Origin of the sequence: Stenotrophomonas sp. S49, assembly GCF_016624905.1 — a bacterium.
In the GTDB taxonomy this organism is placed as follows: Bacteria; Pseudomonadota; Gammaproteobacteria; order Xanthomonadales; family Xanthomonadaceae; genus Stenotrophomonas.
The window spans coordinates 1-21,860 of sequence record NZ_JACVUD010000074.1 but is presented as its reverse complement, the minus strand read 5'-3'; the positions used below and the strand labels follow the sequence as shown (position 1 = coordinate 21,860).

Annotated in this window: 22 protein-coding genes; 11 read left to right on the top strand and 11 right to left on the bottom strand. The window is 66.6% G+C overall.

Annotated features, from left to right (window positions below):
* Positions 1-106 precede the first annotated feature (106 nt).
* The 8 genes from IAE58_RS14905 to IAE58_RS14870 all read right to left on the bottom strand — a co-directional run bounded on the left by IAE58_RS14905 (position 107) and on the right by IAE58_RS14870 (position 8,057).
* Positions 107-493, bottom strand: a complete 387-nt coding sequence (locus IAE58_RS14905; protein ID WP_108754402.1) for a Na+/H+ antiporter subunit G — start codon at positions 491-493, stop codon at positions 107-109.
* Positions 490-774, bottom strand: coding sequence for a K+/H+ antiporter subunit F (locus IAE58_RS14900; RefSeq protein ID WP_006399171.1), 285 nt, complete (start codon positions 772-774; stop codon positions 490-492). Before IAE58_RS14900 ends, IAE58_RS14905 begins: the two co-directional genes overlap by 4 nt.
* Positions 771-1,277 (bottom strand): Na+/H+ antiporter subunit E, encoded by a 507-nt coding sequence (locus tag IAE58_RS14895; RefSeq protein WP_108751103.1) that lies wholly within the window; start codon positions 1,275-1,277, stop codon positions 771-773. Before IAE58_RS14895 ends, IAE58_RS14900 begins: the two co-directional genes overlap by 4 nt.
* Complete coding sequence (locus tag IAE58_RS14890; protein ID WP_199933004.1) at positions 1,274-2,809, bottom strand: monovalent cation/H+ antiporter subunit D; 1,536 nt, start codon at positions 2,807-2,809, stop codon at positions 1,274-1,276. Before IAE58_RS14890 ends, IAE58_RS14895 begins: the two co-directional genes overlap by 4 nt.
* Positions 2,806-3,183: a Na+/H+ antiporter subunit C gene (locus tag IAE58_RS14885; protein ID WP_108763092.1), complete on the bottom strand. Its 378-nt coding sequence runs from the start codon at positions 3,181-3,183 to the stop codon at positions 2,806-2,808. The genes IAE58_RS14890 and IAE58_RS14885 overlap by 4 nt, the downstream gene beginning before the upstream one ends.
* Positions 3,183-6,011, bottom strand: coding sequence for a monovalent cation/H+ antiporter subunit A (locus IAE58_RS14880; RefSeq protein WP_199933003.1), 2,829 nt, complete (start codon positions 6,009-6,011; stop codon positions 3,183-3,185). The genes IAE58_RS14885 and IAE58_RS14880 overlap by 1 nt, the downstream gene beginning before the upstream one ends.
* 339 nt (positions 6,012-6,350) lie before the next feature.
* Positions 6,351-6,836, bottom strand: coding sequence for an Mpo1-like protein (locus tag IAE58_RS14875; protein ID WP_199933002.1), 486 nt, complete (start codon positions 6,834-6,836; stop codon positions 6,351-6,353).
* Positions 6,837-7,130: 294 nt separating this feature from the next.
* Positions 7,131-8,057: a phosphoribosylaminoimidazolesuccinocarboxamide synthase gene (locus IAE58_RS14870; RefSeq protein WP_029379835.1), complete on the bottom strand. Its 927-nt coding sequence runs from the start codon at positions 8,055-8,057 to the stop codon at positions 7,131-7,133.
* A gap of 141 nt (positions 8,058-8,198) precedes the next feature.
* On the opposite strand from IAE58_RS14870, the gene IAE58_RS14865 reads away from it, so the two are divergent.
* The 4 genes from IAE58_RS14865 to yegS all read left to right on the top strand — a co-directional run bounded on the left by IAE58_RS14865 (position 8,199) and on the right by yegS (position 10,893).
* On the top strand, positions 8,199-8,528 hold the full coding sequence (locus tag IAE58_RS14865; protein ID WP_107232903.1) for a DnaJ domain-containing protein: 330 nt from the start codon (positions 8,199-8,201) through the stop codon (positions 8,526-8,528).
* Between the two features lie 32 nt (positions 8,529-8,560).
* Positions 8,561-9,238 (top strand): ribulose-phosphate 3-epimerase, encoded by a 678-nt coding sequence (gene rpe, locus IAE58_RS14860; RefSeq protein WP_108751097.1) that lies wholly within the window; start codon positions 8,561-8,563, stop codon positions 9,236-9,238.
* 3 nt (positions 9,239-9,241) lie between these two features.
* Positions 9,242-9,733, top strand: a complete 492-nt coding sequence (locus IAE58_RS14855) for a GNAT family N-acetyltransferase (RefSeq protein WP_199933001.1) — start codon at positions 9,242-9,244, stop codon at positions 9,731-9,733.
* A 227-nt stretch (positions 9,734-9,960) separates the two neighbouring features.
* The gene (gene yegS / locus IAE58_RS14850; RefSeq protein ID WP_199933000.1) at positions 9,961-10,893 is read left to right on the top strand and encodes a lipid kinase YegS; all 933 of its coding nucleotides are present in this window, start codon (positions 9,961-9,963) and stop codon (positions 10,891-10,893) included.
* An 8-nt stretch (positions 10,894-10,901) separates the two neighbouring features.
* On the opposite strand, the gene IAE58_RS14845 is transcribed toward yegS, so the two are convergent.
* Positions 10,902-11,768, bottom strand: a complete 867-nt coding sequence (locus tag IAE58_RS14845; protein ID WP_199932999.1) for an ankyrin repeat domain-containing protein — start codon at positions 11,766-11,768, stop codon at positions 10,902-10,904.
* A gap of 11 nt (positions 11,769-11,779) precedes the next feature.
* On the bottom strand, positions 11,780-12,511 hold the full coding sequence (locus IAE58_RS14840; protein ID WP_233614745.1) for an ankyrin repeat domain-containing protein: 732 nt from the start codon (positions 12,509-12,511) through the stop codon (positions 11,780-11,782).
* A gap of 245 nt (positions 12,512-12,756) precedes the next feature.
* On the opposite strand from IAE58_RS14840, the gene IAE58_RS14835 reads away from it, so the two are divergent.
* The 7 genes from IAE58_RS14835 to IAE58_RS14805 all read left to right on the top strand — a co-directional run bounded on the left by IAE58_RS14835 (position 12,757) and on the right by IAE58_RS14805 (position 20,841).
* The gene (locus IAE58_RS14835; protein WP_233614744.1) at positions 12,757-15,126 is read left to right on the top strand and encodes an XVIPCD domain-containing protein; all 2,370 of its coding nucleotides are present in this window, start codon (positions 12,757-12,759) and stop codon (positions 15,124-15,126) included.
* A gap of 157 nt (positions 15,127-15,283) precedes the next feature.
* On the top strand, positions 15,284-16,774 hold the full coding sequence (gene trpE / locus IAE58_RS14830) for an anthranilate synthase component I (protein ID WP_199932997.1): 1,491 nt from the start codon (positions 15,284-15,286) through the stop codon (positions 16,772-16,774).
* A gap of 67 nt (positions 16,775-16,841) precedes the next feature.
* Positions 16,842-17,621: an SIMPL domain-containing protein gene (locus tag IAE58_RS14825; protein WP_199932996.1), complete on the top strand. Its 780-nt coding sequence runs from the start codon at positions 16,842-16,844 to the stop codon at positions 17,619-17,621.
* Positions 17,622-17,623: 2 nt separating this feature from the next.
* Entirely contained in the window at positions 17,624-18,211 is a 588-nt protein-coding gene (locus IAE58_RS14820; protein WP_108754392.1) for an aminodeoxychorismate/anthranilate synthase component II, read from the top strand.
* 16 nt (positions 18,212-18,227) lie between these two features.
* Positions 18,228-19,259 (top strand): anthranilate phosphoribosyltransferase, encoded by a 1,032-nt coding sequence (gene trpD / locus IAE58_RS14815; protein WP_199932995.1) that lies wholly within the window; start codon positions 18,228-18,230, stop codon positions 19,257-19,259.
* Between the two features lie 74 nt (positions 19,260-19,333).
* Positions 19,334-20,128, top strand: coding sequence for an indole-3-glycerol phosphate synthase TrpC (gene trpC, locus IAE58_RS14810; protein ID WP_199932994.1), 795 nt, complete (start codon positions 19,334-19,336; stop codon positions 20,126-20,128).
* A complete protein-coding gene (locus IAE58_RS14805; RefSeq protein WP_199932993.1) occupies positions 20,125-20,841 on the top strand; it encodes a haloacid dehalogenase-like hydrolase in 717 nt (238 codons plus the stop codon). The genes trpC and IAE58_RS14805 overlap by 4 nt, the downstream gene beginning before the upstream one ends.
* Positions 20,842-20,957: 116 nt before the next feature.
* Here the strand turns inward: IAE58_RS14805 and IAE58_RS14800 are convergent, their stop codons facing one another.
* Positions 20,958-21,719, bottom strand: a complete 762-nt coding sequence (locus IAE58_RS14800) for a sulfite exporter TauE/SafE family protein (protein ID WP_199932992.1) — start codon at positions 21,717-21,719, stop codon at positions 20,958-20,960.
* Positions 21,720-21,860: the final 141 nt, after the last annotated feature.

Here is a 21,860-nt window from a genome sequence, read left to right as displayed (position 1 = left end):
TGCCTTGAGCACGCAGCCCCCCCCGCCCCTCCGCCCGCCCCCCCCCCCCCCCCCCCCCGACTCTACCCACGTGCCGACCAAGGGTCGGCACCTACCGCACCCACCCTCAACGCGCGCTGGTTTCCTCTTCCCGCTCCGGTTCCGGCGGCGGCAACTGCTCTTCGGCGGCGCGCTCGTTGCCCGGCAGGCTGGGCCGGGTTTCCATCAGCAGCGACAGCGCGGCCTTGGCCATCAGGTGCGCGCTGATCGGCGCGGTGATGAACAGGAACACGGTAATCAACAGCTCGCGCGGCTGCGGGTCCTGGCCCAGGAAGATGTGGTAGCACACCGAACACACCAGCACGCAGCCCACGCCGAGCGTGCTGGCCTTGGTCGGCGCATGCAGGCGCTTGAAGAAGGTGGACAGCTTCACCAGCCCCAGCGCGCCCACCAGGATGAAGAAGCAGCCGAACAGCAGCAGCACCGACAGCGCGATCTGGATGAAGGTGATCATTCGACGATGTCCCGCCGCAGCACGAACTTGCTCAGCACCACCGTGCTGCCGAAGCCCAGCATGGCGATCACCAGCGCCGCTTCGAAGTAGATGGCCGAGTTCAGGTACATGCCGAACAGCATCAGCTCGGCGATGGCGGTCACCGACAGGGTGTCCAGCGCCAGGATGCGGTCGGGCACGGTGGGCCCGCGCAGCAGGCGCCAGGTAGCCAGCAGCATGGCCAGGCCGACCACGTGCATGCACACCACCAGGGTGGTCTGGATGATCTGGAATCCAGTCATGGGAAGATCTCCATCAACGGGGCTTCGTAACGGCGCTTGATCGTGTCGATCAGCTCCTGCGGGTCGTCCAGGTGCAGCACGTGCACCAGCAGGAAACGGCGGTCGTCGCTCAACGCAGCCGACACCGTGCCGGGGGTCAGGGTGATCATGCTGGTCAGCGCGGCGATACCGTGGATGTTGGCGATGTCCAGCGGCAACCAGATGAAACCGGGGTGGATGTTCTTTTCCGGCCCCAGCACCTGGATCGCCACCCGGATGTTGGACACCAGAATGTCCCACAGGGTGACGAACAGCAGCTTGGGCACCGGCCGCAGCGTGCCGATACGGGCGAATTCGCGGTCCAGGCGCGCGGCGAACAGCGGCACCACCACGCCCAGCACCAGGCCCAGCACGATCTGGCCCAGGGTGAAGCTGTCGGACATCAGCACCCAGAACGCCACCACCATGATGCTCAGGGCGGGCGAGGGGATGATGCGGCGGAACAACGAGCGCTGTGCGTTCATGGCTGGCGGATCTCCGGCGTGGTCGCACGCAGTTGCTGCACGTACTCGCCCGGCTGCAGCAGCTGCGCGGCGATGGCATCGGTGTGGCGCATCAGCGGGGCAGCGCCCAGGGTCATGCCGATGCCATAGGCCAGCAGCAGGCAGGCGGCATACAGCTCGACGCGGCGCAGCGGCGCCTTGCGCGGCGGCGGCAGCGCCGGGTCCGGTGCCGGCACGCGCCAGAACAGGCGGATGCCACCGCGGGTCAGGCCCATGATGACCAGCAGGCTGCTGACCAGCACCGCCGTCCACACCACGCCGGTGTACTGCGCCGGCATGCCGGCCAGCAGTGCGGCCTTGGCCAGGAAGCCGGACAGCGGCGGCAGGCCGGCCACCGACACCGCGCCGATCAGGAACAGCACCGCCGGCGTTTCCTTGCCCGGCATCGGCGCCACCACTTCCTTGCGATCGCTCGCACCGCCGCGGCGTCGCCGGATCAGATCGGCCACCAGGAACAGTGCTGCGGCCACGAAGCTGCTGTGCGGCAGGTAGTACAGGCCGGCGGACAGCACCCGCGGCGTGCCCACCGCGAAGGCAATGAACAAGGTGGCCGCCGAAACGATCACCAGGTAGGAAATCAGCACGCGCAGGCGGGTGGCGGCCAATGCGCCCAGGCCGCCCAGCACCAGGGTGCCCACGCCGGCCCACAGCAGCCAGTCGCGGCCGTAGCCGGCCATCGCCCCGGCATCCTCACCGAACCACAGCATCTGGATGCGCAGCACCGCGTACAGGCCGACCTTGGTCATGATCGCAAACAGTGCGGCCACCGCTGCCGGCGCGCGCGAATAGGCCTCGGGCAGCCACAGGTACAGCGGCATCAGTGCGGCCTTGGCGCAGAACACCAGCAGCAACAGGCCCATAGTGGCCTTCACCAGGGTCAGCTGCGCCGGCGGCACCTGCGCGATGCGCTGCGACAGCTCGGCCATGTTCAGCGAGCCCAGCGAGGCGTACAGCAGGCCCAGGGCAATCAGGAACAGGGTGGAAGCGGTGACGTTGAACACCACGTAATGCAGGCCGATGCGCATGCGCAGGCCGCGGCCGCCGCTCAGCAGCAGGCCGTAGGAGGCGATCAGCATCACCTCGAAGAACACGAACAGATTGAAGATGTCGCCGGTCAGGAACGCACCGTTCAGGCCCACCAGCTGGAACTGGAACAGCGCATGGAAGTGCGGTGCGCGCCGGTCCCAGCCCGAACACGCATGCAGCAGGCAGGGAATGGCCAGCAGCAGGGTGGTCAGCAGCATCCACGCCGACAGGCGGTCGGCCACCAGGGCAATGCCCAGCCGCGCCGGCCAGTCGCCCAGCAGATAGACCTGGATATCACCGCCGGCGGTGGCGGCAAACAGCAGGCCCACCACCAGCGCCAGCGCGCCCAGTGCGGTCCACGCCACCGCGCGCTGCACCTTCGGGCCATAGCGGCGGTGTTCGACGAACAGCGAAAGCGCAGCGCCCAGCAGCGGAACCAGGATCGGCAGGATCACCAGATGGTTCATGCGTGGTCCTCGCCCCGGCGCGGCGGTGCGTCGTCGTCCGGTTCGTGGGCGTCCACATGGTCACTGTGGTTGTCGCTGCGGCTGCGCATGGCCAGCACGATGCTGACCGCGGTCATCGCAAAGGCGATCACGATGGCCGTCAGCACCAGCGCCTGTGGCAGCGGGTCGGTGTAGTTGCCCAGGTGGCTGTCCATGCCTTCCTGCAGCACCGGCGCCTTGCCCTGCACCACGCGACCACCGGCGAAGATCAGCAGGTTGGTGGCGTAGGACAGGAAGGTCATGCCCAGGATCACATCGAAGCTGCGCGCGCGCAGCAGCAGGTAGATACCGATGGCGGTCAGTACGCCGATCGCGGTGGCCAGGGCCAGTTCCATCAGTGCATCTCCCCGGTCAGGGCGGAACGGCGTTGCAGATCGATCTCGCCCTTGCGCGCGGTGCGGGTGCGCGAGGGTTTGATCGTGCCCATCATCGACAGCATCAGCATGGCGCCGCCGAACACCACCAGGTACACGCCGATATCGAAACCAATCGCGCTGGCCAGCGGCACCTCGCCAATCAGCGGCAGGTGCAGGTCGATATGGCCGCTGGTCAGGAACGGCACGCCGAACAGCATCGAGGCGCAGCCGCTGAGCAGGGCGATCAGCAGGCCGGCACCGATGCAGCGGATGTAGTCGAAGCCGAAGCGCGATTCCACCGACGCCGAGCCCTGGATCACGTACTGGATCAGCAGCGGCACCGCCAGCACCAGGCCGGCAATGAAGCCGCCGCCGGGCGCGTTGTGGCCGCGCAGGAACAGGAAGATCGACACCGTCAGGGTGAGCGGGAACATGATCTGGGCCAGGTCGGCCGGCACCGGCAGCTTGATCGGTGGGCCGGGCATGATCTGTTCCGGCGCCATGCGGGTACGCCGCAGCAGGGCGTGCACCACCAGCGCGGCGATGCCGAACACGGTGATCTCGCCGAAGGTATCGAAGCCGCGGAAGTCCACCAGGATCACGTTCACCACATTCTGGCCGTAGGCCTCGGGCAGCGAGCGCGCCAGCATTTCGCCGGCCATGGTGTTCGGCGGCAGGGTCATGGCGGTGTAGGCCAGCGCACCCAGGCCGGCACCGGCGATGATGGCGATCACCGCATCACGGCGCTTGCGCCAGCGCGGCCGCTCGGGGCCGGACTGTGCAGGCAGGTAGTTCATGCCCAGCAGCATCAGCACCAGGGTCACCATCTCCACCAGCAGCTGGGTCAGGGCCAGGTCCGGTGCGGACAGGAACACGAAGGTCAGCGCAACCATCAGGCCCACCCCGCCCACCAGCAGTACTGCCAGCAGGCGCTGCTTGTAGATGCGCAGGGTGGCCACCGCGCAGCCCATCATCACCAGCCACAGCGCCCAGCCCAGCAGCGGAATGGGCTGCGGCTTGGTCCAGTTGGGCGAGCCCGGGTTGGCCACGAACGGCGCCGCGCCCACCACTACCGCCACCAGCACCAGGCCCAGCAGCATGCGCTGCAGGCTGCCGTTGGCAATGCCGTTGGTCAGGCGCATGGCCAGCGCGGAAAGCGCATCCAGCTGCGCATGGAAGACGTTGCGGCCGGTGGCGGTGTTCTGCACCCCGTGCAGATTGATCAGCCTGCGCAGGCCGAAATACAGCGCCACGCCGCCAACCACGCCCACCGCGCTCATCGCCAGCGGCAGGTTGAACCCATGCCAGACCGACAGGCTGTAGTCGGGCATGGCACTGCCCAGGATGGCCGCCGCACCGGCATGCAGCACCGGGGCGATGGTCAGCGCCGGGGCAATGCCCACCGCCACGCAGATCACCACCAGGATCTCCACCGGCACCTTCATCCAGCGCGGCGGCTCATGCGGCACGTGGTCCAGGTCGTGCGGGCCATCGCCGAAGAAGGTGTCGTGCACGAAGCGCAGGCTGTAGGCCACGCCGAACACGCCGGCCAGCAGCGCGGCGATCGACACCGCCATGCGCATGGTGCCCGGGCCACCGGCGGTGAGCGCCTCGGCAAACAGCATTTCCTTGGACAGGAAGCCATTGAGCAGCGGGATGCCGGCCATCGCCAGCGAGGCGATGATGGCCAGCGCACTGGTGAACGGCATCAACCTGCGCAGGCCGCCCAGGCGGCGCATGTCGCGGGTGCCGGTCTCGTGGTCGATGATACCGGCGGCCATGAACAACGACGCTTTGAACGTGGCGTGGTTGAGGATATGGAACACGCCGGCCACCACCGCCATCGGCGTGGACAGGCCGAACAGCAGGGTGATCAGGCCCAGGTGGGAAATGGTCGAATAGGCCAGCAGGCCCTTCAGATCGTGCTGGAAGATCGCGTTCCAGGCGCCGATCAGCAGGGTGAGCGCACCAATGCCACTGACCGTGTAGAAGAACAGATCGCTGCCAGCCAGCGCCGGGTGCAGGCGTGCCAGCAGGAACACGCCGGCCTTCACCATGGTGGCCGAATGCAGGTACGCCGACACCGGGGTAGGGGCGGCCATCGCGTGCGGCAGCCAGAAATGGAACGGGAACTGCGCGCTCTTGGTGAAGATGCCGGCCAGCACCAGGAACAGCGCATACGGGTACAGCGCACTGGCGCGGATCTGCTCGCCGGCGGCCAGCACCACGTCCAGGTCGAAGCTGCCGACGATGCGGCCGATCAGCAGCACGCCACCAAGCAGGGCCAGGCCACCGCCACCGGTGATCACCAGCGCCATGCGCGCGCCCTCGCGGGCGTCCTGCCGGTGCGACCAGAAGCCGATCAGCAGGAACGAGCTGATGCTGGTCATTTCCCAGAAGATCATCAGCAACAGCAGGTTGCCGGAAATCACCATGCCCAGCATGGCGCCCATGAACAGCAGCAGGTAGCAGTAGAAGCGGTGGGCGTTGTCCTGGCTGCTCAGGTAGTAGCGCGCATACAGCACCACCAGCGCGCCGATGCCCAGCACCATGCCGGCGAACATCCAGGCCAGGCCATCCAGGCGCAGGGCGAAATCCAGCCCGATCTGCGGCAGCCAGGGCACCACGCTGCGCACCACCTGGCCGTCCATCACCGCTGGGGTCAGCCAGCCAAGAATGGCCAGCCCGCCCAACGGCGCCAGCGCCGCCAGCCAGGCAGCAGTGGTGCGCGAACTACGGGGGAAGGCGGCAACGGCCGCTGCCATCAGGAACGGCAGGGCCAGCAGCAGGGGCAGGCTGGGGAGCATGCAGGGAATCCATGATTCACGAGCAGGTCAGTGAGTCTAACAGCCAGTCAAATGTCGCCGAAACCCATGTAACGGCGACAAACAGCATGTAACGTGCGGTATTCATGTTTTTTGCAGCGCAATATGGGGCGTTTGCGGCCTTGCCGGGTACGTGTGGCGGCTTTGCCGAATCGGCCCCTACGCCCGCGCACGGAAGGGCGCAGGCCCTGCACCGCAGGGGCTGCGGGTTCACGTGGGTCGGCAACGGATGGGTTCAGCCACGGCCTGCCCGGCAGCGTGGCAGGCACGGCGTACAGCCACGGTGAGCGCGCGGCCCCGTTCAGGAAAGCCGCGCGGCGCTCAGTAGCGCCAGTCCAGCTTGCGGTACAACTTGGCCATCACCCAGGCCGGGCCGATCAGCAGGTAAGTCAGATCGGTCAGGAAGCTGGGCTTGCGGCCCTCGAACTTGTGGCCGATGAACTGGGCGATCCAGGCCACCACGAATACCCCTACCGCCAGCCAGCGCAGCGCATGCAGGCCGATTTCGGCTTCCAGCAGGCGGCACAGGCAGCCGAACACGAAGAACTGGATGAGCATGCCGATGCCCAGCGGGCGCGACAGCTTGTTGTAGAAGCACCAGGCGCTGAACATCGCAAACGCCGCCCAGATGCCGTGCTGGAACCAGGTGATCAGCGGCGGTACGCACCACAGCAGGGCCACCACCGACCACAGGATGGCCGGCACCGCCACCACATGGATGGCTTGGTTGATCGGGTTCTGGTGGTCGTCGGAATAGCTGGCGAAGTAGCGATCGACGGGGCGTGCAAGCTGGGTGGTGGTCTGCATGCGGCCAGCATACTCCCGCAGCGCCGCGCGGTGATGGGGGGCGTCGAATGGTGGGGGCGACTGTGCGGGACCGACTGGGTGGGGCCGACTGTGTGGAAACGACGGGGTAGAGTCGACCGTTGGTCGACTATCGCGCGCAGCGCGGCGATTTTCGCGGTTTGAACGGAGAGCAGTCGACCAACGGTCGACTCTACCGGGTGCCGTTCATCGGGTGCATTACGTCCGGCCCCATTCCATCCCGCCGTCGGTCACCCCACACAGAACGCCCCCGGCCAGGCCGGGGGCGCAGGGGCATCAGTCGACGCTGATGCCGGCCAGGCGCTGCAGCGCCTCGGCGTATTTGGCGCGGGTGCGCTCGATGATCTCGGCCGGGATGGTCGGGCCCGGGGCGGTCTTGCCCCAGTCCAGCGTCTCCAGGTAATCGCGCACGAACTGCTTGTCGTAGCTCGGCGGGCTGGTGCCCACTTCGTACTCGTCGGCCGGCCAGTAACGCGAGGAATCCGGGGTCAGCATCTCGTCCATGATGTACAGACGGCCATCGGCATCGGTACCGAACTCGAACTTGGTATCGGCCAGGATGATGCCGCGCTCGCGGGCGTAATCGGCGGCGAACTTGTAGATGCGCAGGGTGGCATCGCGCACGCGCTCGGCCAGGTCCGCACCCACCTGCTTGACCATCGCATCGAAATCGATGTTCTCGTCATGGTCGCCCACGGCGGCCTTGGTCGAAGGGGTGAAGATCGGCTCGGGCAGCTGCTCGGCCTGGCGCAGGCCGTCGGGCAGGTCGATACCGCTCACCTTGCCGGTGCGCTGGTAGTCCTTCCAGCCGCTGCCGATCAGGTAGCCGCGGGCGATCGCCTCCACCGGCACCGGCTTCAGCTTGCGGGTCACCACCGCGCGCTTGGCATACAGGGCCGGGTCCACGCCCTCGGGCAGCACGCTGGCCACATCGATGCCGGTCAGGTGGTTGGGCATCAGGTGCGCGGTCTTGGCGAACCAGAAATTGGACACCTGGCAGAGCATTTCGCCCTTGCCCGGAATCGGGTCGGGCAGCACCACGTCGAACGCCGACAGGCGATCGGTGGCCACCATCAGCAGGTAATCGCCCGGCGGGGTCCCTGCCGGCAGCCGCTCGCGCGGAATATCGAACACATCACGCACCTTGCCGCGATGGCGCAAGGGCAGGCCGGGGAGATCGGATTGCAACAGCGTGGTCGGCACGGGCACTCCTGGGGCTTTGTCGATACGGCTGCCCAACGGACCCGGCGGGCCCGCTGACCAGCGGGCGGCCTAGTGTAAAGCGGTCCGGGCCCGCTGTGACGTAAAATGATCGTCCATTTCGTCGGTCGCCCCCGGAACGCCATGCGCTGGTACGGAAAACTCCTCGGATTCATCGCCGGGGCCCTGCTGTTCCGGCCCAATCCGCTGTTCGGGGCGGTGGTAGGCCTGCTGCTGGGCCATGCCTTCGACTCGGACTGGTTCCGCCTGAACAAGGAAAACCCGTACCGGGAGCTGGGGCTGACCTCCGAGGCCACCGACGCCGAGATCGAGCGCGCCTACCGCAAGCTGATTTCCCAGTACCACCCCGACAAGCTGGGTGGCGCCGCCCCCGAGCTGCAGCAGCAGGCCGAACAGAAGTCGCGGCGCATCAATGCCGCCTACGACCGCATCAAGACCCTGCGCAAGCGCTGAACCCCTTTCCCCTCGTGCCCAAGGCCCCGGCCATGTCCAACTGCCTCATCGCCCCGTCCATCCTGTCCGCCGATTTCGCCCGCCTGGGCGAGGAAGTGGACAACGTCCTGGCCGCCGGTGCGGACTGGGTCCATTTCGATGTGATGGACAACCACTACGTGCCGAACCTGACCATCGGCCCGATGGTCTGCCAGGCGCTGCGCAAGCACGGCGTCACCGCGCCGATCGACGTGCACCTGATGGTCGAGCCGGTGGACCGCATCATTCCCGATTTCGCCGAGGCCGGTGCCACCTACATCAGCTTCCACCCGGAAGCGAGCCGCCACGTGCACCGCACCATCCAGCTGATCCGCTCGCTGGGCTGCAAGCCGGGTATCGTGCTGAACCCGGCCACCCCGGTGGACATCCTGGACTGGGTGCTGGATGACCTGGACCTGGTGCTGCTGATGTCGGTCAACCCGGGCTTCGGCGGCCAGGCCTTCATTCCCTCGGCGCTGGACAAGCTGCGCGTGGTGCGCCAGAAGATCGATGCCAGCGGCAAGGACATCCGCCTGGAGATCGATGGTGGCGTGAAGGCCGACAACATCGGTGCAATCGCCGCCGCCGGCGCTGACACCTTCGTTGCCGGTTCGGCCATCTTCAACGCCAAGACCAGCTACCAGGACGTGATCGCGCAGATGCGCGCGAATGTCGCTGCGGCGCGGGGCTGAGCCATGGGCACGGCGGCCGTGTTGAACATCCGCGCGGCCACCGTGGCCGACGCCGGCCTGATCCTGCGCTTCATCCGCGAACTGGCCATCTACGAGAAGGCCGAGCACGCGGTGCAGACCGATGAGATCGGCATTGCCGAGAGCCTGTTCGGTGCCGATGCCAGCGCCCGCGCGCTGATCTGCGAAGCCGACGGCGAAGCCATCGGCTATGCGGTGTACTTCTACAACTATTCCACCTGGCTGGGCCGCAAGGGCATCTACCTGGAAGACCTGTACATCAGCCCGGAAAAGCGCGGCGCCGGCGCCGGCAAGGCACTGCTGAAGTACATCGCGCGCCAGGCCGTGGCCGAAGGCTGCGGTCGTTTCGAATGGTCGGTGCTGGACTGGAACACACCGGCCATCGAGTTCTACACCGCCGCCGGCGCAAAGCCGCAGGACGAGTGGACCGTGTACCGGCTGCAGGGCCAGGCGCTGCACGATTTCGCCAACGGTTGATGCTTCTGGTAGGTGCGAACCTTGGTTCGCACTGCCCGCGCGCAAAAAAAAAAGCCGCGCCAATCCCCGGCGCGGCTTCGCTGCATGCGTGGGAGGCTGATCCTGCCTCCATCCATCATCCCTGCTATGGCCTTCCATTCTCCGGGCCATCCATGACACCTGGATGACATTCACCGCGGGCAAACGCGGCGTTGCTAGCCTGTGCCACCCCCTCCCGGAAGCACTGCATGACCACCCCGCGCTGGCGCCTGATCCTCAACGGCAAATCCGCAGGCGACGACGACCTGCGCAGTGCCGTCGGCCATTGGCGGCAGCAGGGCGTGCAGCTGGAAGTGCGGGTGACCTGGGAAGAGGGCGACGCCGAGCGTTACGTGGCCGAAGCCATCGACCATGGCGTGGACGTGATCGTGGCCGCCGGCGGCGATGGCACGCTCAGCGCCGTGGCCGAAACCCTGGCCCACCGCGATGAACCGGCCGAGGCGCTGCCCTCGCTGGCGCTGGTGCCGATGGGCACGGCCAATGATTTCGCCACTTCCGCCGGCATTCCCACAGAACCCCAGCAGGCCTTTGCATTGATCGGGCAGGCCGCCGCGCGCGCCGTGGACCTGCTGCGCGTGGACGCCGACGGGCGGACCTGGTGGTGCGCCAACCTGGCCAGCGGCGGCTTCGGCACCCAGGTGACCGTGGAAACCGATGCAGGTCTGAAAAAAATGCTGGGCGGGCTGGCCTACGTCATCACCGGCATCGCCAAACTGGGCCGCATCGAGCCGATCACCGCGCGCCTGTCCGGCCCGGATTTCGCATGGGAAGGCGGCTTCATCGCCCTGGGCATCGGCAACGGCCGCCAGGCCGGTGGCGGCCAGCAGCTGTGCCCGCAGGCACTGATCGATGACGGTCTGCTGGACGTGACCGTGGTGCCCGAACTGGAAGGCGAGGTGGCCGCCACGATCGGCCAGATGCTGACCGGTGGCAAGGAAGCCGCGCTGGAGCGCGTGGCAACGCGCGCGCAGTTGCCGTGGTTGCAGATCGAGGCCCCGCAGGCGCTGACCTTGAACCTGGACGGCGAGCCGGTGCAGGCCCGCCGCTTCCGTATCGACTGCGTGCCGGGCCGGGTGCGCATGCACCTGCCGGCTGGCTGCGAGCTGCTTTCCGGGGCTTGAGCTACGGGCTACAGCAGCGGGATGTCTTCTTCCCGGCTGGGGAACTTGAAAGCCTCCCGCTTTCTGCGAATGTGCTCGGGCATCGGCGGGCGTGGGATGTTGCGGTCAGCCAACCATTGCTGGCACTTCTTCTGCCACGGCAGGTTGTCGGGCGTGGTGATTTCCCAGTAGATGTCTTCGACCATCAGCTGACGGGCAGTCTTGCCCGATCCTTCCTGTACAGGCTGGGAGATGGTGGGATCTGCACCGTGCTCCAGCAGCCAGTAGGCATAGTCGAACCCACCTCTCCGTGTGTACCAGCTCAGGACGGTGTCGTCGCCCAAGCTGCGGCGATTGGATTCATTTACATCTGCGCCGTTTTTCACCAGCGTCTGGACATTCTTCCATTGATTTCCGCTGATGAACGCCTGATAGAGAAGCGTCTCATTGTTGACGTTGCGCGTATCGGGATTTCCGCCATGCTTAAGCAGAAGATCCAGATAGCGCGCGTCGTCCATCTTCGCCGCGTAGACCATCGCGTTGTCGAAGTTGATCAACTGCCCGTTCATCTGCTTGGACTCGCGGGTGTTGGGGTTTGCACCGGCATCGAGCAGGGCTTTCAGTCCCTCGATGCTGCGAGCTCGCAGCGGCCATGCGATCAGGGGAATTCCGTCGCGCGATGAAAACGCCTTGTCCGGGTCGACGCCCTCGTCTTTGACAAGGTGACGTATGGCATCGGAGTCGCCGCCTTCGGCGGCAATCGCCAGCTGTAAAGCCTTGCCTTCAAAGTAACCCTCAGCGCCATGCGTCGATTGCGGCGCGCATGCTGAAAGCAGTGTCAATGCTGCCGCCAAGAGGGCGGGACGGAAGATGGGATCACGAAGGCGAACGTCCATGTCATCTGTCCTTATAGCAGCGGGATGTCTTCTTCCCTGGTCGGGAACTTGAAGGCCTCCCGCTTCCTGCGGATGTGCTCGGGCATCGGCGGGCGTGGGATGTTGCGCTCAGCCAACCATTGCTGGCACTTCTTCTGCCACGGCAGGTTGTCGGGCGTGGTGATTTCCCAGTAGATGTCCTCGACCATCACCTGTCGGGGCGATTGGGTGGTTCCTTCGATGGGGGGTAGGGAAATTGTCGGGTCCGCTCCATGTTCCAGCAACCAGTAGGCGTAATCAAACCCGCCTCTGCCTGTGTAGAGGCTAAGAACGGTGTCGTTCTTGCCTAGGTTTGGTTCGTTGACGCGAGCCCCGTTCTCAACCAGAAGCTGGATATTCTTCCATTGATTGCCGCTGATGAATGCTTGATACATCAGCGTTTCATGGTTGGAGTTGCGCGTATTCGGATCTCCTCCGTGCTTGAGCAAAGCCTCGAGGAAGCGGGGGTCGTCCATCTTTGCCGCATACACCAGAGCGTTGTTGAAATGAATCTCTTGCCCATTCATTTTTATGACGGCGCGTGCGTTTGGATCTGCACCATTCTCCAGGAGCAGCTGAAGACCCTGCAGATTCTTTGCGCGGAGCGGCCATGCAATCAGTGGAATCCCGTCGCGTGACGAAAACGTGTGGTCCGGATCGACCCCTTCGTCCTTGATGAGGCGCCGTATCGTCTCTGCATCGCCCTGCTCGGACGCGATCGCCAACTGCAGTGGCTGTCCTTCAAAGAACTCATCAGCACCGTGTGTGGATGAAACGGCGCATCCAGTGATGAGTAAAAGTGTGACAAGAGTCGCGCTTGTTAGCGCTCTAGCCATCATATTGTGAAGTCGGACGCGCATCGTCGCTCTGAAATATTTGGCCGTGATGGCATGACACTATCAGATGCGCCCATGCTGGATAAGCAACGTTGGCTCTGCGTTGAGCCCGCGAAAGCGCAATGGAGTTTGCCATGAATGATTCCGACATCGAGTCGCGTGCTCGCCAAGTTCAACAGCAGAATATGCTGGTCAAGCAGTTGCGCGACAGTGGTCACGAAGAAGAGGCAGATCGCCTCAAGGAGACTTACCACTCCCGGGAAATGTCCGGCTTGGCAGCCGATGTCTATCGGGCAGCCAAGCACGACGGTGAGCCGCCGGCAGGGTGGACGCGCGCGAGCACAGATCCTGCGGCACTTCGGGCTGCGGGAATCAACATGACGGACGACGAGTTGCAGCGTCATCTCCAACCCACACAGTCAGGCTTTCGCGCAGAGATCTATCTGCCAGACAAGAGGGTGCTGGGGCAGGATGCAAAGCCTGTACTTGTCTACAAGGGGTCAACCGGCGAGATCATCGATCCCTCGGTGCCAGCGGGTCACAGGGAGTCTCTGGGCGAGGACTTCCTGAACAATGGAATGCAGGGCATCGGAATGCGCAGCGATTACTACGATCGCGCGATGACGCTTGCATCGTTGGTCAATAGTCGAAGCTCCGGCGGCTTCGAAATAGCCGGCCACTCTCTCGGCGGCGGCATGGCCTCCGCCGCTTCCGCCGTCACCGGCGCGCGCGCCACCACTTTCAATGCCGCTGGCCTGCATCCGGCAACCGCATCGCGTTACGCCAAGGACAACGGCCTGCCGACGTTCGACACCGGGCAGACCGTGCACACCTACCAGACCACGGGTGAGGTGCTGAACGATGTGCAGAACGGCATGCACCGCCTGAGCGAGCATCAGCGCCGCGGCTATGGTGTGCTCGCCAACGAGCTGGGCATGGTGCTGAAGGACCCGGTCATGCAGAAGGTTGTCGGTGAGCAGCTGCGCGAGAGTCTGCCGCCGGGCGCGCAGACCGCCGCTGCACAGTTCATCGAACAGCTGGCGACCCAGCCGGGTCAGCAGGCGCTGCGCGATATTCCGCTTGCGGCAGGGCGCCTCGAACTGCTGCTCGAGGCCAAGACGCGCGATGCGCAAGGCGCGCTGATTGATCGACCGCAGGTGGCCGCGCCCAGCCAGGTGGCGGAACTGGCGGGCCCGCTGTCCACCGTGCTGCACGCCACGGCGCATGGTATGCGCAACGGTCGCTTGATCGGCGAGCAGGTGGAAAAGGCCGGCGCTGCCACTGCCCATGTGCTGGACAGAACCGGTGATGGCGTCGAGCGCGTGCTGAAGACCGAAGGCATGGCCATCGGCCAGGTGGTGAACATGGGCTCGGCCAGCCTGCAGGTGGGGGCGCGCGCGGCAAGCACGGTGATTGCTTCCGGGCGTGAACTGACCGGCAGCATTGAAGCCACGGTGCATCGCGTGCAGTCGCAGGCCGGCGCCCGTGGGCTGTCCGCGTTGTCGTGGGTAGCGGGCAGCGTGGGCATGGAAAACGTGGCCGACAAACTGGCCCGGCAGGGCGACGCCGTTCGTGATCTCGGCGAGCAACGTGCGCAGCACGCGACCACGCAGGCCCATGCCGACGCTGCGGGCGCTCGCGCGACGGGCGAGCGCGTGGCCACCGCCATCAACCACGATGGGCAATGGGTGGCGGGCAAGCTGCAGAACGGCTTTGCCACGGCCGGTGCCCATGTCGAACGTGGCTACGATCTTGTGGCATCCCACGTGAAGGGCATTACCGCGACCGCACCGGTCGCCCTCGCCACGGTGGGCGGGGCAAAAGCTGGCCTTGAGGCGGCCGCCGCCACGCATCTGCCCAGCGGAAACCTGCCAATGGTCGCGGTGAAGCTGCACAACCTGGACCAGTCCGCTCGCGTGGTCCGTGGCATCGGGGCAGCCTTCGGCGAGGCGACCGCCCGCCATGGCATGGACCCGACCGTGATCCCCAGCCTGGATTCCGCGCTGAGCACGCAGGAGGCCGCCGCGCGCAAGCTGATCGAGCAGCAGCCCGGCATCGTGCCTGCCGCAGGTGGCCGGGCCACGGGACCCAGCACGCAGGCGATCGGCATCGATCATCCCTCCCATGTGGCCAATCCGCTGTTCCTCGGCGCCCAGTCCGGCGTCCACGCCCTGGACCGGGCCCACAACCGCGTGCCCGACCTGCACAGCGACCAGCTGGCCGGCGCGCTGGCGGCCCAGGCCAAGCGCGAAGGGCTGGAGACCATCTCCCACGTGGTCCTCAGCGACGACCGCGCACGCGCGTTTGCCGTCGACACCGCCGACCTCAATGCCCCGCACCGACGCCATGCCCATGTGGAGGTAGCCCAGGGCATGGCCCAGCCCCTCAGCGTCAGCACGGCCCAGGTGGATGCCGTCACGGCCAGCCGGTCCGCGTCTGTGGAGGCCGGTCTGGCCCAGCAGCAGGTGCAGGAGTCGCAGGAGCATGCGCGACGCATGGGCTAGGGCCGCAGGGTTTCCCTGCCGCCGAACCTGCGTTACAGTCAACGGGTGTCCAGCCTGACGACCCCGCATACCCTTTCTTCCGCACGCCGTTGGTGGCGATGGTGGCCCGTTGCCGTCGTCCGCCCCCATAACGCTGTGTCCCGGAAGGAAAGTCGTCTTGAATTCGCTCGCTCAGTTTCAGCAGCAGGCCGCTGAAGGCCACACCCATATCCCCGTCGTCCGTGAAGTGCTGTCCGACCTGGACACGCCGCTTTCGGTCTATCTGAAGCTCGCCGACGGCCCCAATACCTACCTGTTTGAATCCGTCGAAGGCGGCGAGCGCTTTGGTCGTTACTCGATCATCGGCCTGCCGGCACGCCGCGTGTACGCCTTCCACGGCCACACCCTGACCGTGCGCGAGGACGGCCAGGTGGTGGATACCCGCGAGGTGGCAGACCCCTTCGCCGAGGTCGAGGCGCTGCGCAGCGCCCACTCGGTGCCCAAGCTGGACGGCCTGCCGGGCTTCACCGGTGGCCTGGTCGGCTGGTTCGGCTTTGAATGCATCGGCTATATCGAACCGCGCCTGGCCCCGCCGGCCGGCCGTGATGAGCTGGGCACGCCGGACATCCTGCTGCTGGATTCCAACGAACTGGCGGTGTTCGACAACCTGAAGGGCCGGCTGTACCTGATCGTGCATGCCGACCCGCGGGTCGACGGCGCGTTCGAGCAGGCGCAGGCGCGCCTGGATGCGCTGACCGCCAAGCTGCGCGCACCGGGCGCGGGCTATCCGGTACCGCTGAACAGCGATGTGCTGGACGAATCCGATTTCGTTTCCGGTTTCACCCGCGAAGGCTTCGTCGATGCGGTCCAGCGCAGCAAGGAATATATCCGCGCCGGTGACATCTTCCAGGTAGTGCTGAGCCAGCGCCTGAGCGTGCCGTTCAAGGCGCGCCCGGTGGATGTGTACCGCGCGCTGCGTGCGCTGAACCCGTCGCCGTACATGTATTTCCTGGATGTGGGCGACCTGCAGGTGGTCGGTTCGTCGCCGGAAATCCTGGTGCGCCTGCAACATACTGATGACGGCGTGGGCGAAGTCACCGTGCGCCCGATCGCCGGCACCCGCCCGCGTGGCGCCACGCCCGAGCTGGACCAGGCGCTGGAAGCCGAGCTGCTGGCCGATCCGAAGGAGCGCGCCGAGCACCTGATGCTGATCGACCTGGGCCGCAATGATGCCGGTCGCGTGTCCAGGGCCGGCACCGTGGAAGTAGGCGAGCAGTTCGTGATCGAGCGCTACAGCCACGTCATGCACATCGTCAGCGAAGTGACCGGCCAGCTGCAGCCGGGCCTGAGCTACGCCGACGTGCTGCGTGCCACCTTCCCGGCCGGTACGGTCAGCGGCGCGCCGAAGATCCGGGCGCTGGAAGTGATCCGTGAGCTGGAACCGATCAAGCGCAATGTCTACGCCGGCAGCATCGGCTACATCGGCTGGCACGGCGATGCCGATACCGCGATCGCGATCCGCACTGCGGTCATCAAGGATGGCCGCCTGTACGTGCAGGCCGGCGCCGGCATCGTCTACGACTCGGACCCGGACAAGGAATGGGACGAGACGATGAACAAGGGCCGCGCGCTGTTCCGCGCCGTCGCCCAGGCCGCCAAGGGCCTGTGAGTTTCCCCGTGCCGTGGCCTGCGCCGCGGCACCTTCCGCTGTTCCCACCGAAGACAAGGAGTACCGCATGAAGCTGCTGAGCGCATTGCTGTGGTCGTCGCTGCTGGCCACGATGGCCCCGTCCGCGTGGGCGCAGGCCAATACCATTCCCTCGCAGCCGCATCTGCTGGTGAAGGGGCAGGGCACCCGCACGGTGATGCCCGACCGCTTCGGCCTGCAGTTGAACATCGAAGAGACCGATATGGACGCCGATGCGGCGCGCCGCCGCGTGCAGGACAACGTGGCGCGCGCGCTGGCGCTGTTCAAGCAGCACAAGGCGGTGGACGGAAGCGTGCGCGCGGACAACCTGCGCATCGGCCCCGCCACGCGCTATGAGGACAGCCGGCAGGTGTTCATTGGTACCCGCGTTTCGCGCCAGTTGCGTGCCAGCTTTGCCAGCGTGAAGCAGATGCAGGACGTGCTGGCCGCGCTGAAAGCGAATGAGCATGTGCAGGTCAGCAGCGTCGCCCCGACCTACTCCGGTGAGGTCGCACTGCGCCGCGAGCTGAAGTCTGAAGCGGCGGCCCAGACCCGAGAATCGGCGCAGGGCCTGGCCAAAGCCTATGGAACGTCGCTGCGCGGCCTGTACAGCATTTCCGATGTGGCACCGGATTTCGCCTACGGCATCCGGGCCGGGCAGTGGCCCCAGCTGGACGAGGATGGCCAGAACCTGGACCGGATCTCGGTGACCGGCAGTCACGGCTACGCCGCAGCGCCTGAGCCTGGTACGCGCGAATCCATCGAAGCCGGCCCCATCACCTACACCGAAAACGTGTACGCCATTTTCCTGATAAGCGACGGAACCTGACCATGTTGTGGATGATCGACAACTACGACAGCTTCACCTACAACCTCGTGCAGTACCTGCAGACGCTGGGTGCCGAAGTGAAGGTGGTGCGCAACGATGCGATGAGCGTGGACGAGATCGCCGCGCAGAAACCCGAGCGCATCGTCATTTCGCCCGGCCCATGCACGCCCAATGAAGCAGGCGTGTCGCTGGAGCTGATCCAGCGGCTGGGCCCGACCACGCCGATCCTCGGCGTGTGCCTGGGCCACCAGAGCATCGGCCAGGTCTACGGCGGCACGGTCATCCGCGCCGGCAACATCATGCACGGCAAGACCTCGCCCATCCGCCATGAAGGCAAGGGCGTGTTCGCCGGCCTGCCGGACCGCTACCAGGCCACCCGCTACCACTCGCTGGTGGTGGACAAGACCAGCTTGCCCGACGCGCTGGAAGTAACCGCCTGGACCGAGAACGAGGACGGCTCGATCGAAGAGATCATGGGCCTGCGCCATCGCCAGTTCCCGGTGGAAGGCGTGCAGTTCCACCCCGAATCCATCCTCACCGAACACGGCCACGCCCTGCTGCGCAATTTCCTGCAGCGCCCGGCGGCCTGATCCAAGGAGCATTCCGATGAGCTTCTCCCCCCAGGAAGCCCTGCAACGCACCATCGAACACCGCGAAATCTTCTTCGACGAAATGGTCGACCTGATGCGGCAGATCATGCGCGGCGATGTTTCGCCGATGATGACCGCCGCCATCCTCACCGGCCTGCGGGTGAAGAAGGAAACCATCGACGAGATCGCTGCGGCCGCCACGGTCATGCGCGAATTCGCGCTGGCGGTGCCGGTGGCCGATACCACCCACCTGGTCGACATCGTCGGCACCGGTGGCGACGGCTCGCACACCTTCAACATTTCCACCTGCGCGATGTTCGTCGCCGCCGCCGCCGGTGCGCGCGTGGCCAAGCACGGCAACCGCAGCGTGTCGTCCAAGTCCGGCAGCGCCGATGCGGTGGAAGCGCTGGGCGCGGCCATCGAGCTGCAGCCGGCACAGGTCGCTGCGGCCATCGAACAGACCGGCATCGGCTTCATGTTCGCGCCGATCCACCATCCGTCGATGAAGGTCGTCGCACCGGTCCGCCGCGAGATGGGCGTGCGCACCATCTTCAACATCCTCGGCCCGCTGACCAACCCGGCCAGCGCACCGTCGGTGCTGATGGGCGTGTTCCATCCCGATCTGGTGGGCATCCAGGCGCGCGTGCTGCGCGAGCTGGGCACCGAGCGCGCGATGGTGGTCTGGGGCCGCGACAACATGGACGAGATCTCGCTGGGCGCCGGCACCCTGGTGGGCGAGCTGCGCGACGGCAAGGTGCGCGAATACGAGATCCACCCCGAAGACTTCGGCATTGCCATGTCGGCCAGCCGCAACCTGCGCGTGGACAGCCCGGAGCAGTCGATCCAGATGCTGCGCGCGGTGCTGGACAACCAGGCCGGCCCGGCGCTGGACATCGTCGCGCTCAATGCCGGCGCGGCGCTGTACGTGGCCGGCGTGGCCAGCGACATCGGTGACGGCTTGGCCCTTGCCCGTGCCGCCATCGCCGATGGCAGTGCCCGCCAGCGCCTGCAGCAGTACGTTGATACCACCCGCGCGCTGGTTGCCTGAGCGCGCGGTTCAGCCTGACCCACCCGATGGCCGATAATGGCCGTCCTCACCGCCCCAGTACCGAAGCGACGACGATGAGCGACATCCTGCAGACGATCCTGGCCCGCAAGGCCGAAGAAGTGGCCCAGCGCCGCGCCCAGCGCCCGCTGGAGGCGCTGCAGGCGGCCGTGGCCAGTGCCCCCCCGGTGCGCGGCTTCGTGCGCGCGCTGCAGGCGGCGGTGGCCAACGGCGACCCGGCGGTGATTGCCGAGGTGAAGAAGGCCAGCCCGTCCAAGGGCGTGATCCGCCCCGACTTCCGCCCGGCCGACATCGCCGTCAGCTACGAGTTCGGCGGCGCCAGCTGCCTGTCGGTGCTGACCGACGTGGACTTCTTCCAGGGCGCCGATGCCTACCTGCAGCAGGCCCGCGAGGCCTGCACGCTGCCGGTGCTGCGCAAGGACTTCGTGATCGACGCCTACCAGGTGTACGAGGCCCGCGTGCTGGGCGCCGACTGCATCCTGCTGATCGTGGCCGCACTGGACGACACCCAGCTGGCCACCCTGTCCGAACTGGCGCTGTCGCTGGGCATGGACGTGCTGGTGGAAGTGCATGACATCGACGAACTGGAGCGCACCCTGCAGGTGCCGGCGCCGATGATCGGCATCAACAACCGCAACCTGCGCACCTTCGAGGTCTCGCTGCAGACCACCCTGGACATGCAGAAGGCGGTGCCGCGCGACCGCCTGCTGGTGACCGAGAGCGGCATCCTGGGCCCGCAGGACGTGGCGCTGATGCGCGACGCCGGCATCCATGCGTTCCTGGTGGGTGAGGCCTTCATGCGCGTGGAAGAACCGGGCGAGGGCCTGCGTCAGCTATTCTTCGGGGCATGACAACGCACTATCCAACGCCGCGCGAGGATGCGCCGCTGGTCGTTTTCGACTTCGACCACACTCTCTACGACGGTGATTCGGGCACCCACCTGTTCGCCTCGCTGATCAAGCGCAATCCGCTGCGCATGCTGGCCGCGCTGCTGGTCACGCCGATCGCCGGGCCGCTGGTGGCGATGCTGCCGACCCGCCGTACCGGCATTTCGGTCTACGTGTGGATCGGCAGTTTCGGCCTGCACCGGGCGCGCGAGTTCAACCGGGTGATCGACGCCTACGTGATCCGCAACGAAGCGCAGATGCGCGCCAAGCTGCTGCCGCAGGCGCTGGAAGTGTTTGCCGCGCACCGCGCCAAGGGCGACAGGGTGGTGGTGGCGACCGGCGCACCGCCGGAGCTGGCCCGCGCCATCCTGGCCTTCGTGGCCCACCAGGATGTGCCGGTGATCGGCACCGAAGTGGGCCCGCGCCTGGGCGGGGTCGGCCCCACCCGGCACTGCCACAACGAGGAAAAGATGCGCATGCTGCGCGAGCGCGGCTATGGCGACATCGACATCGCTTATTCGGACAGCACCGCCGACCTGCCGCTGCTGCTGGCCGCCAAGGCGCCGGTGGTGGTGAACCCGAAGCGCTCCAAGGTGGATTTCTTCCGCAGCGTGCTGCCGGCCGGTACCCGCATCCTCAACTGGGGCTGCGTCGACCGCGGCGGCGACAAGGCCTGACCGGCGTCTGTTGTAGAGTCGAGCCATGCTCGACTGCTTTTCGCGAAGAGCCGCCGGGCATGGCCCGGCGCTACCGGAACAGGCGCGGGTAGCGCCGGGCCATGCCCGGCGGGCCGTCAGCGCCCCAGATAACCGCCCAGCGCATGGCCGATCTGGGACAGGCTGATGCCCAGCACCAGCACGCCCACCGCCACCAGCACCCAGCGCTCCTGCAGCCGCTTGACAAGGATCGCCGCCACCGGCGCGGCCATCATGCCGCCGATCAACAGGCCGGCGACGATCTGCAGGTGCTGCAGGCCCATCGACAGCAGGAAGGTGGCCGAAATGGTCACCGTGACCACGAACTCGGCGGCGTTGACCGTGCCGATGGTGGTACGCGCCTGGCCGCCGCGGGCCAGCAGGGTGGACGTGGCCACCGGACCCCAGCCACCGCCGCCGCTGGCGTCCAGCAGGCCGGCGAAGAAGCCCAGCACCGGTACCCGGCGGATCTCGCCCTTGGGCATCCAGCGCCCGGCCGCACGTGCCAGGATTAGGATGGCCAGCACCAGCAGGTACAGGTAGATGAGCGGGCGGATGATGTCGCCCGGCAGCTGGGTCAGCACATAGGCGCCCACCGCGCCGCCCAGGGCACCGGGTAGGGCCAGGCGGAAAAACAGGCGCTTATCGACATTGCCGGCGACCAGATGCGACACGCCGGACGCGCCGGTGGTGAACACTTCGGCAGTGTGGATGGCCGCGCTGGCCTGCGCCGGCGGGATGCCCATGGCCAGCAGCACCGACGATGACACCAGGCCAAAGGCCATGCCCAGCGCGCCATCGACCAGCTGTGCGCCCAGGCCGATGAGGATGAACCACCAGAATTCGCTGCTCAGTTCCATGGACCGAGCCTAGCGGATGCACATGTGCGGGGCGTGCGATGGTGTATCGCACATACGACGATCCGCCGGGGGGGGGGCCCCCCCCCCGCCGGGCGGGGGGGGGGGGGGGGGGGGGGGGGGGGGGGGGGGGGGGGGGGGGGG

Excerpts from the sequence above, each read along its gene's own strand:
- IAE58_RS14865 (WP_107232903.1), top strand. The coding sequence starts at position 8,199 with ATGCGCTGGTACGGAAAACTCCTCGGATTCATCGCCGGGGCCCTGCTG.
- IAE58_RS14845 (WP_199932999.1), bottom strand. The coding sequence starts at position 11,768 with ATGGACGTTCGCCTTCGTGATCCCATCTTCCGTCCCGCCCTCTTGGCG.
- IAE58_RS14805 (WP_199932993.1), top strand. The coding sequence starts at position 20,125 with ATGACAACGCACTATCCAACGCCGCGCGAGGATGCGCCGCTGGTCGTT.
- IAE58_RS14875 (WP_199933002.1), bottom strand. The coding sequence starts at position 6,836 with ATGCAGACCACCACCCAGCTTGCACGCCCCGTCGATCGCTACTTCGCC.
- trpC (WP_199932994.1), top strand. The coding sequence starts at position 19,334 with ATGAGCGACATCCTGCAGACGATCCTGGCCCGCAAGGCCGAAGAAGTG.
- IAE58_RS14835 (WP_233614744.1), top strand. The coding sequence starts at position 12,757 with ATGAATGATTCCGACATCGAGTCGCGTGCTCGCCAAGTTCAACAGCAG.
- IAE58_RS14820 (WP_108754392.1), top strand. The coding sequence starts at position 17,624 with ATGTTGTGGATGATCGACAACTACGACAGCTTCACCTACAACCTCGTG.
- IAE58_RS14905 (WP_108754402.1), bottom strand. The coding sequence starts at position 493 with ATGATCACCTTCATCCAGATCGCGCTGTCGGTGCTGCTGCTGTTCGGC.
- IAE58_RS14825 (WP_199932996.1), top strand. The coding sequence starts at position 16,842 with ATGAAGCTGCTGAGCGCATTGCTGTGGTCGTCGCTGCTGGCCACGATG.
- yegS (WP_199933000.1), top strand. The coding sequence starts at position 9,961 with ATGACCACCCCGCGCTGGCGCCTGATCCTCAACGGCAAATCCGCAGGC.
- IAE58_RS14895 (WP_108751103.1), bottom strand. The coding sequence starts at position 1,277 with ATGAACGCACAGCGCTCGTTGTTCCGCCGCATCATCCCCTCGCCCGCC.
- trpD (WP_199932995.1), top strand. The coding sequence starts at position 18,228 with ATGAGCTTCTCCCCCCAGGAAGCCCTGCAACGCACCATCGAACACCGC.
- IAE58_RS14900 (WP_006399171.1), bottom strand. The coding sequence starts at position 774 with ATGACTGGATTCCAGATCATCCAGACCACCCTGGTGGTGTGCATGCAC.
- IAE58_RS14880 (WP_199933003.1), bottom strand. The coding sequence starts at position 6,011 with ATGCTCCCCAGCCTGCCCCTGCTGCTGGCCCTGCCGTTCCTGATGGCA.
- rpe (WP_108751097.1), top strand. The coding sequence starts at position 8,561 with ATGTCCAACTGCCTCATCGCCCCGTCCATCCTGTCCGCCGATTTCGCC.
- IAE58_RS14885 (WP_108763092.1), bottom strand. The coding sequence starts at position 3,183 with ATGGAACTGGCCCTGGCCACCGCGATCGGCGTACTGACCGCCATCGGT.
- IAE58_RS14800 (WP_199932992.1), bottom strand. The coding sequence starts at position 21,719 with ATGGAACTGAGCAGCGAATTCTGGTGGTTCATCCTCATCGGCCTGGGC.
- IAE58_RS14890 (WP_199933004.1), bottom strand. The coding sequence starts at position 2,809 with ATGAACCATCTGGTGATCCTGCCGATCCTGGTTCCGCTGCTGGGCGCT.
- IAE58_RS14855 (WP_199933001.1), top strand. The coding sequence starts at position 9,242 with ATGGGCACGGCGGCCGTGTTGAACATCCGCGCGGCCACCGTGGCCGAC.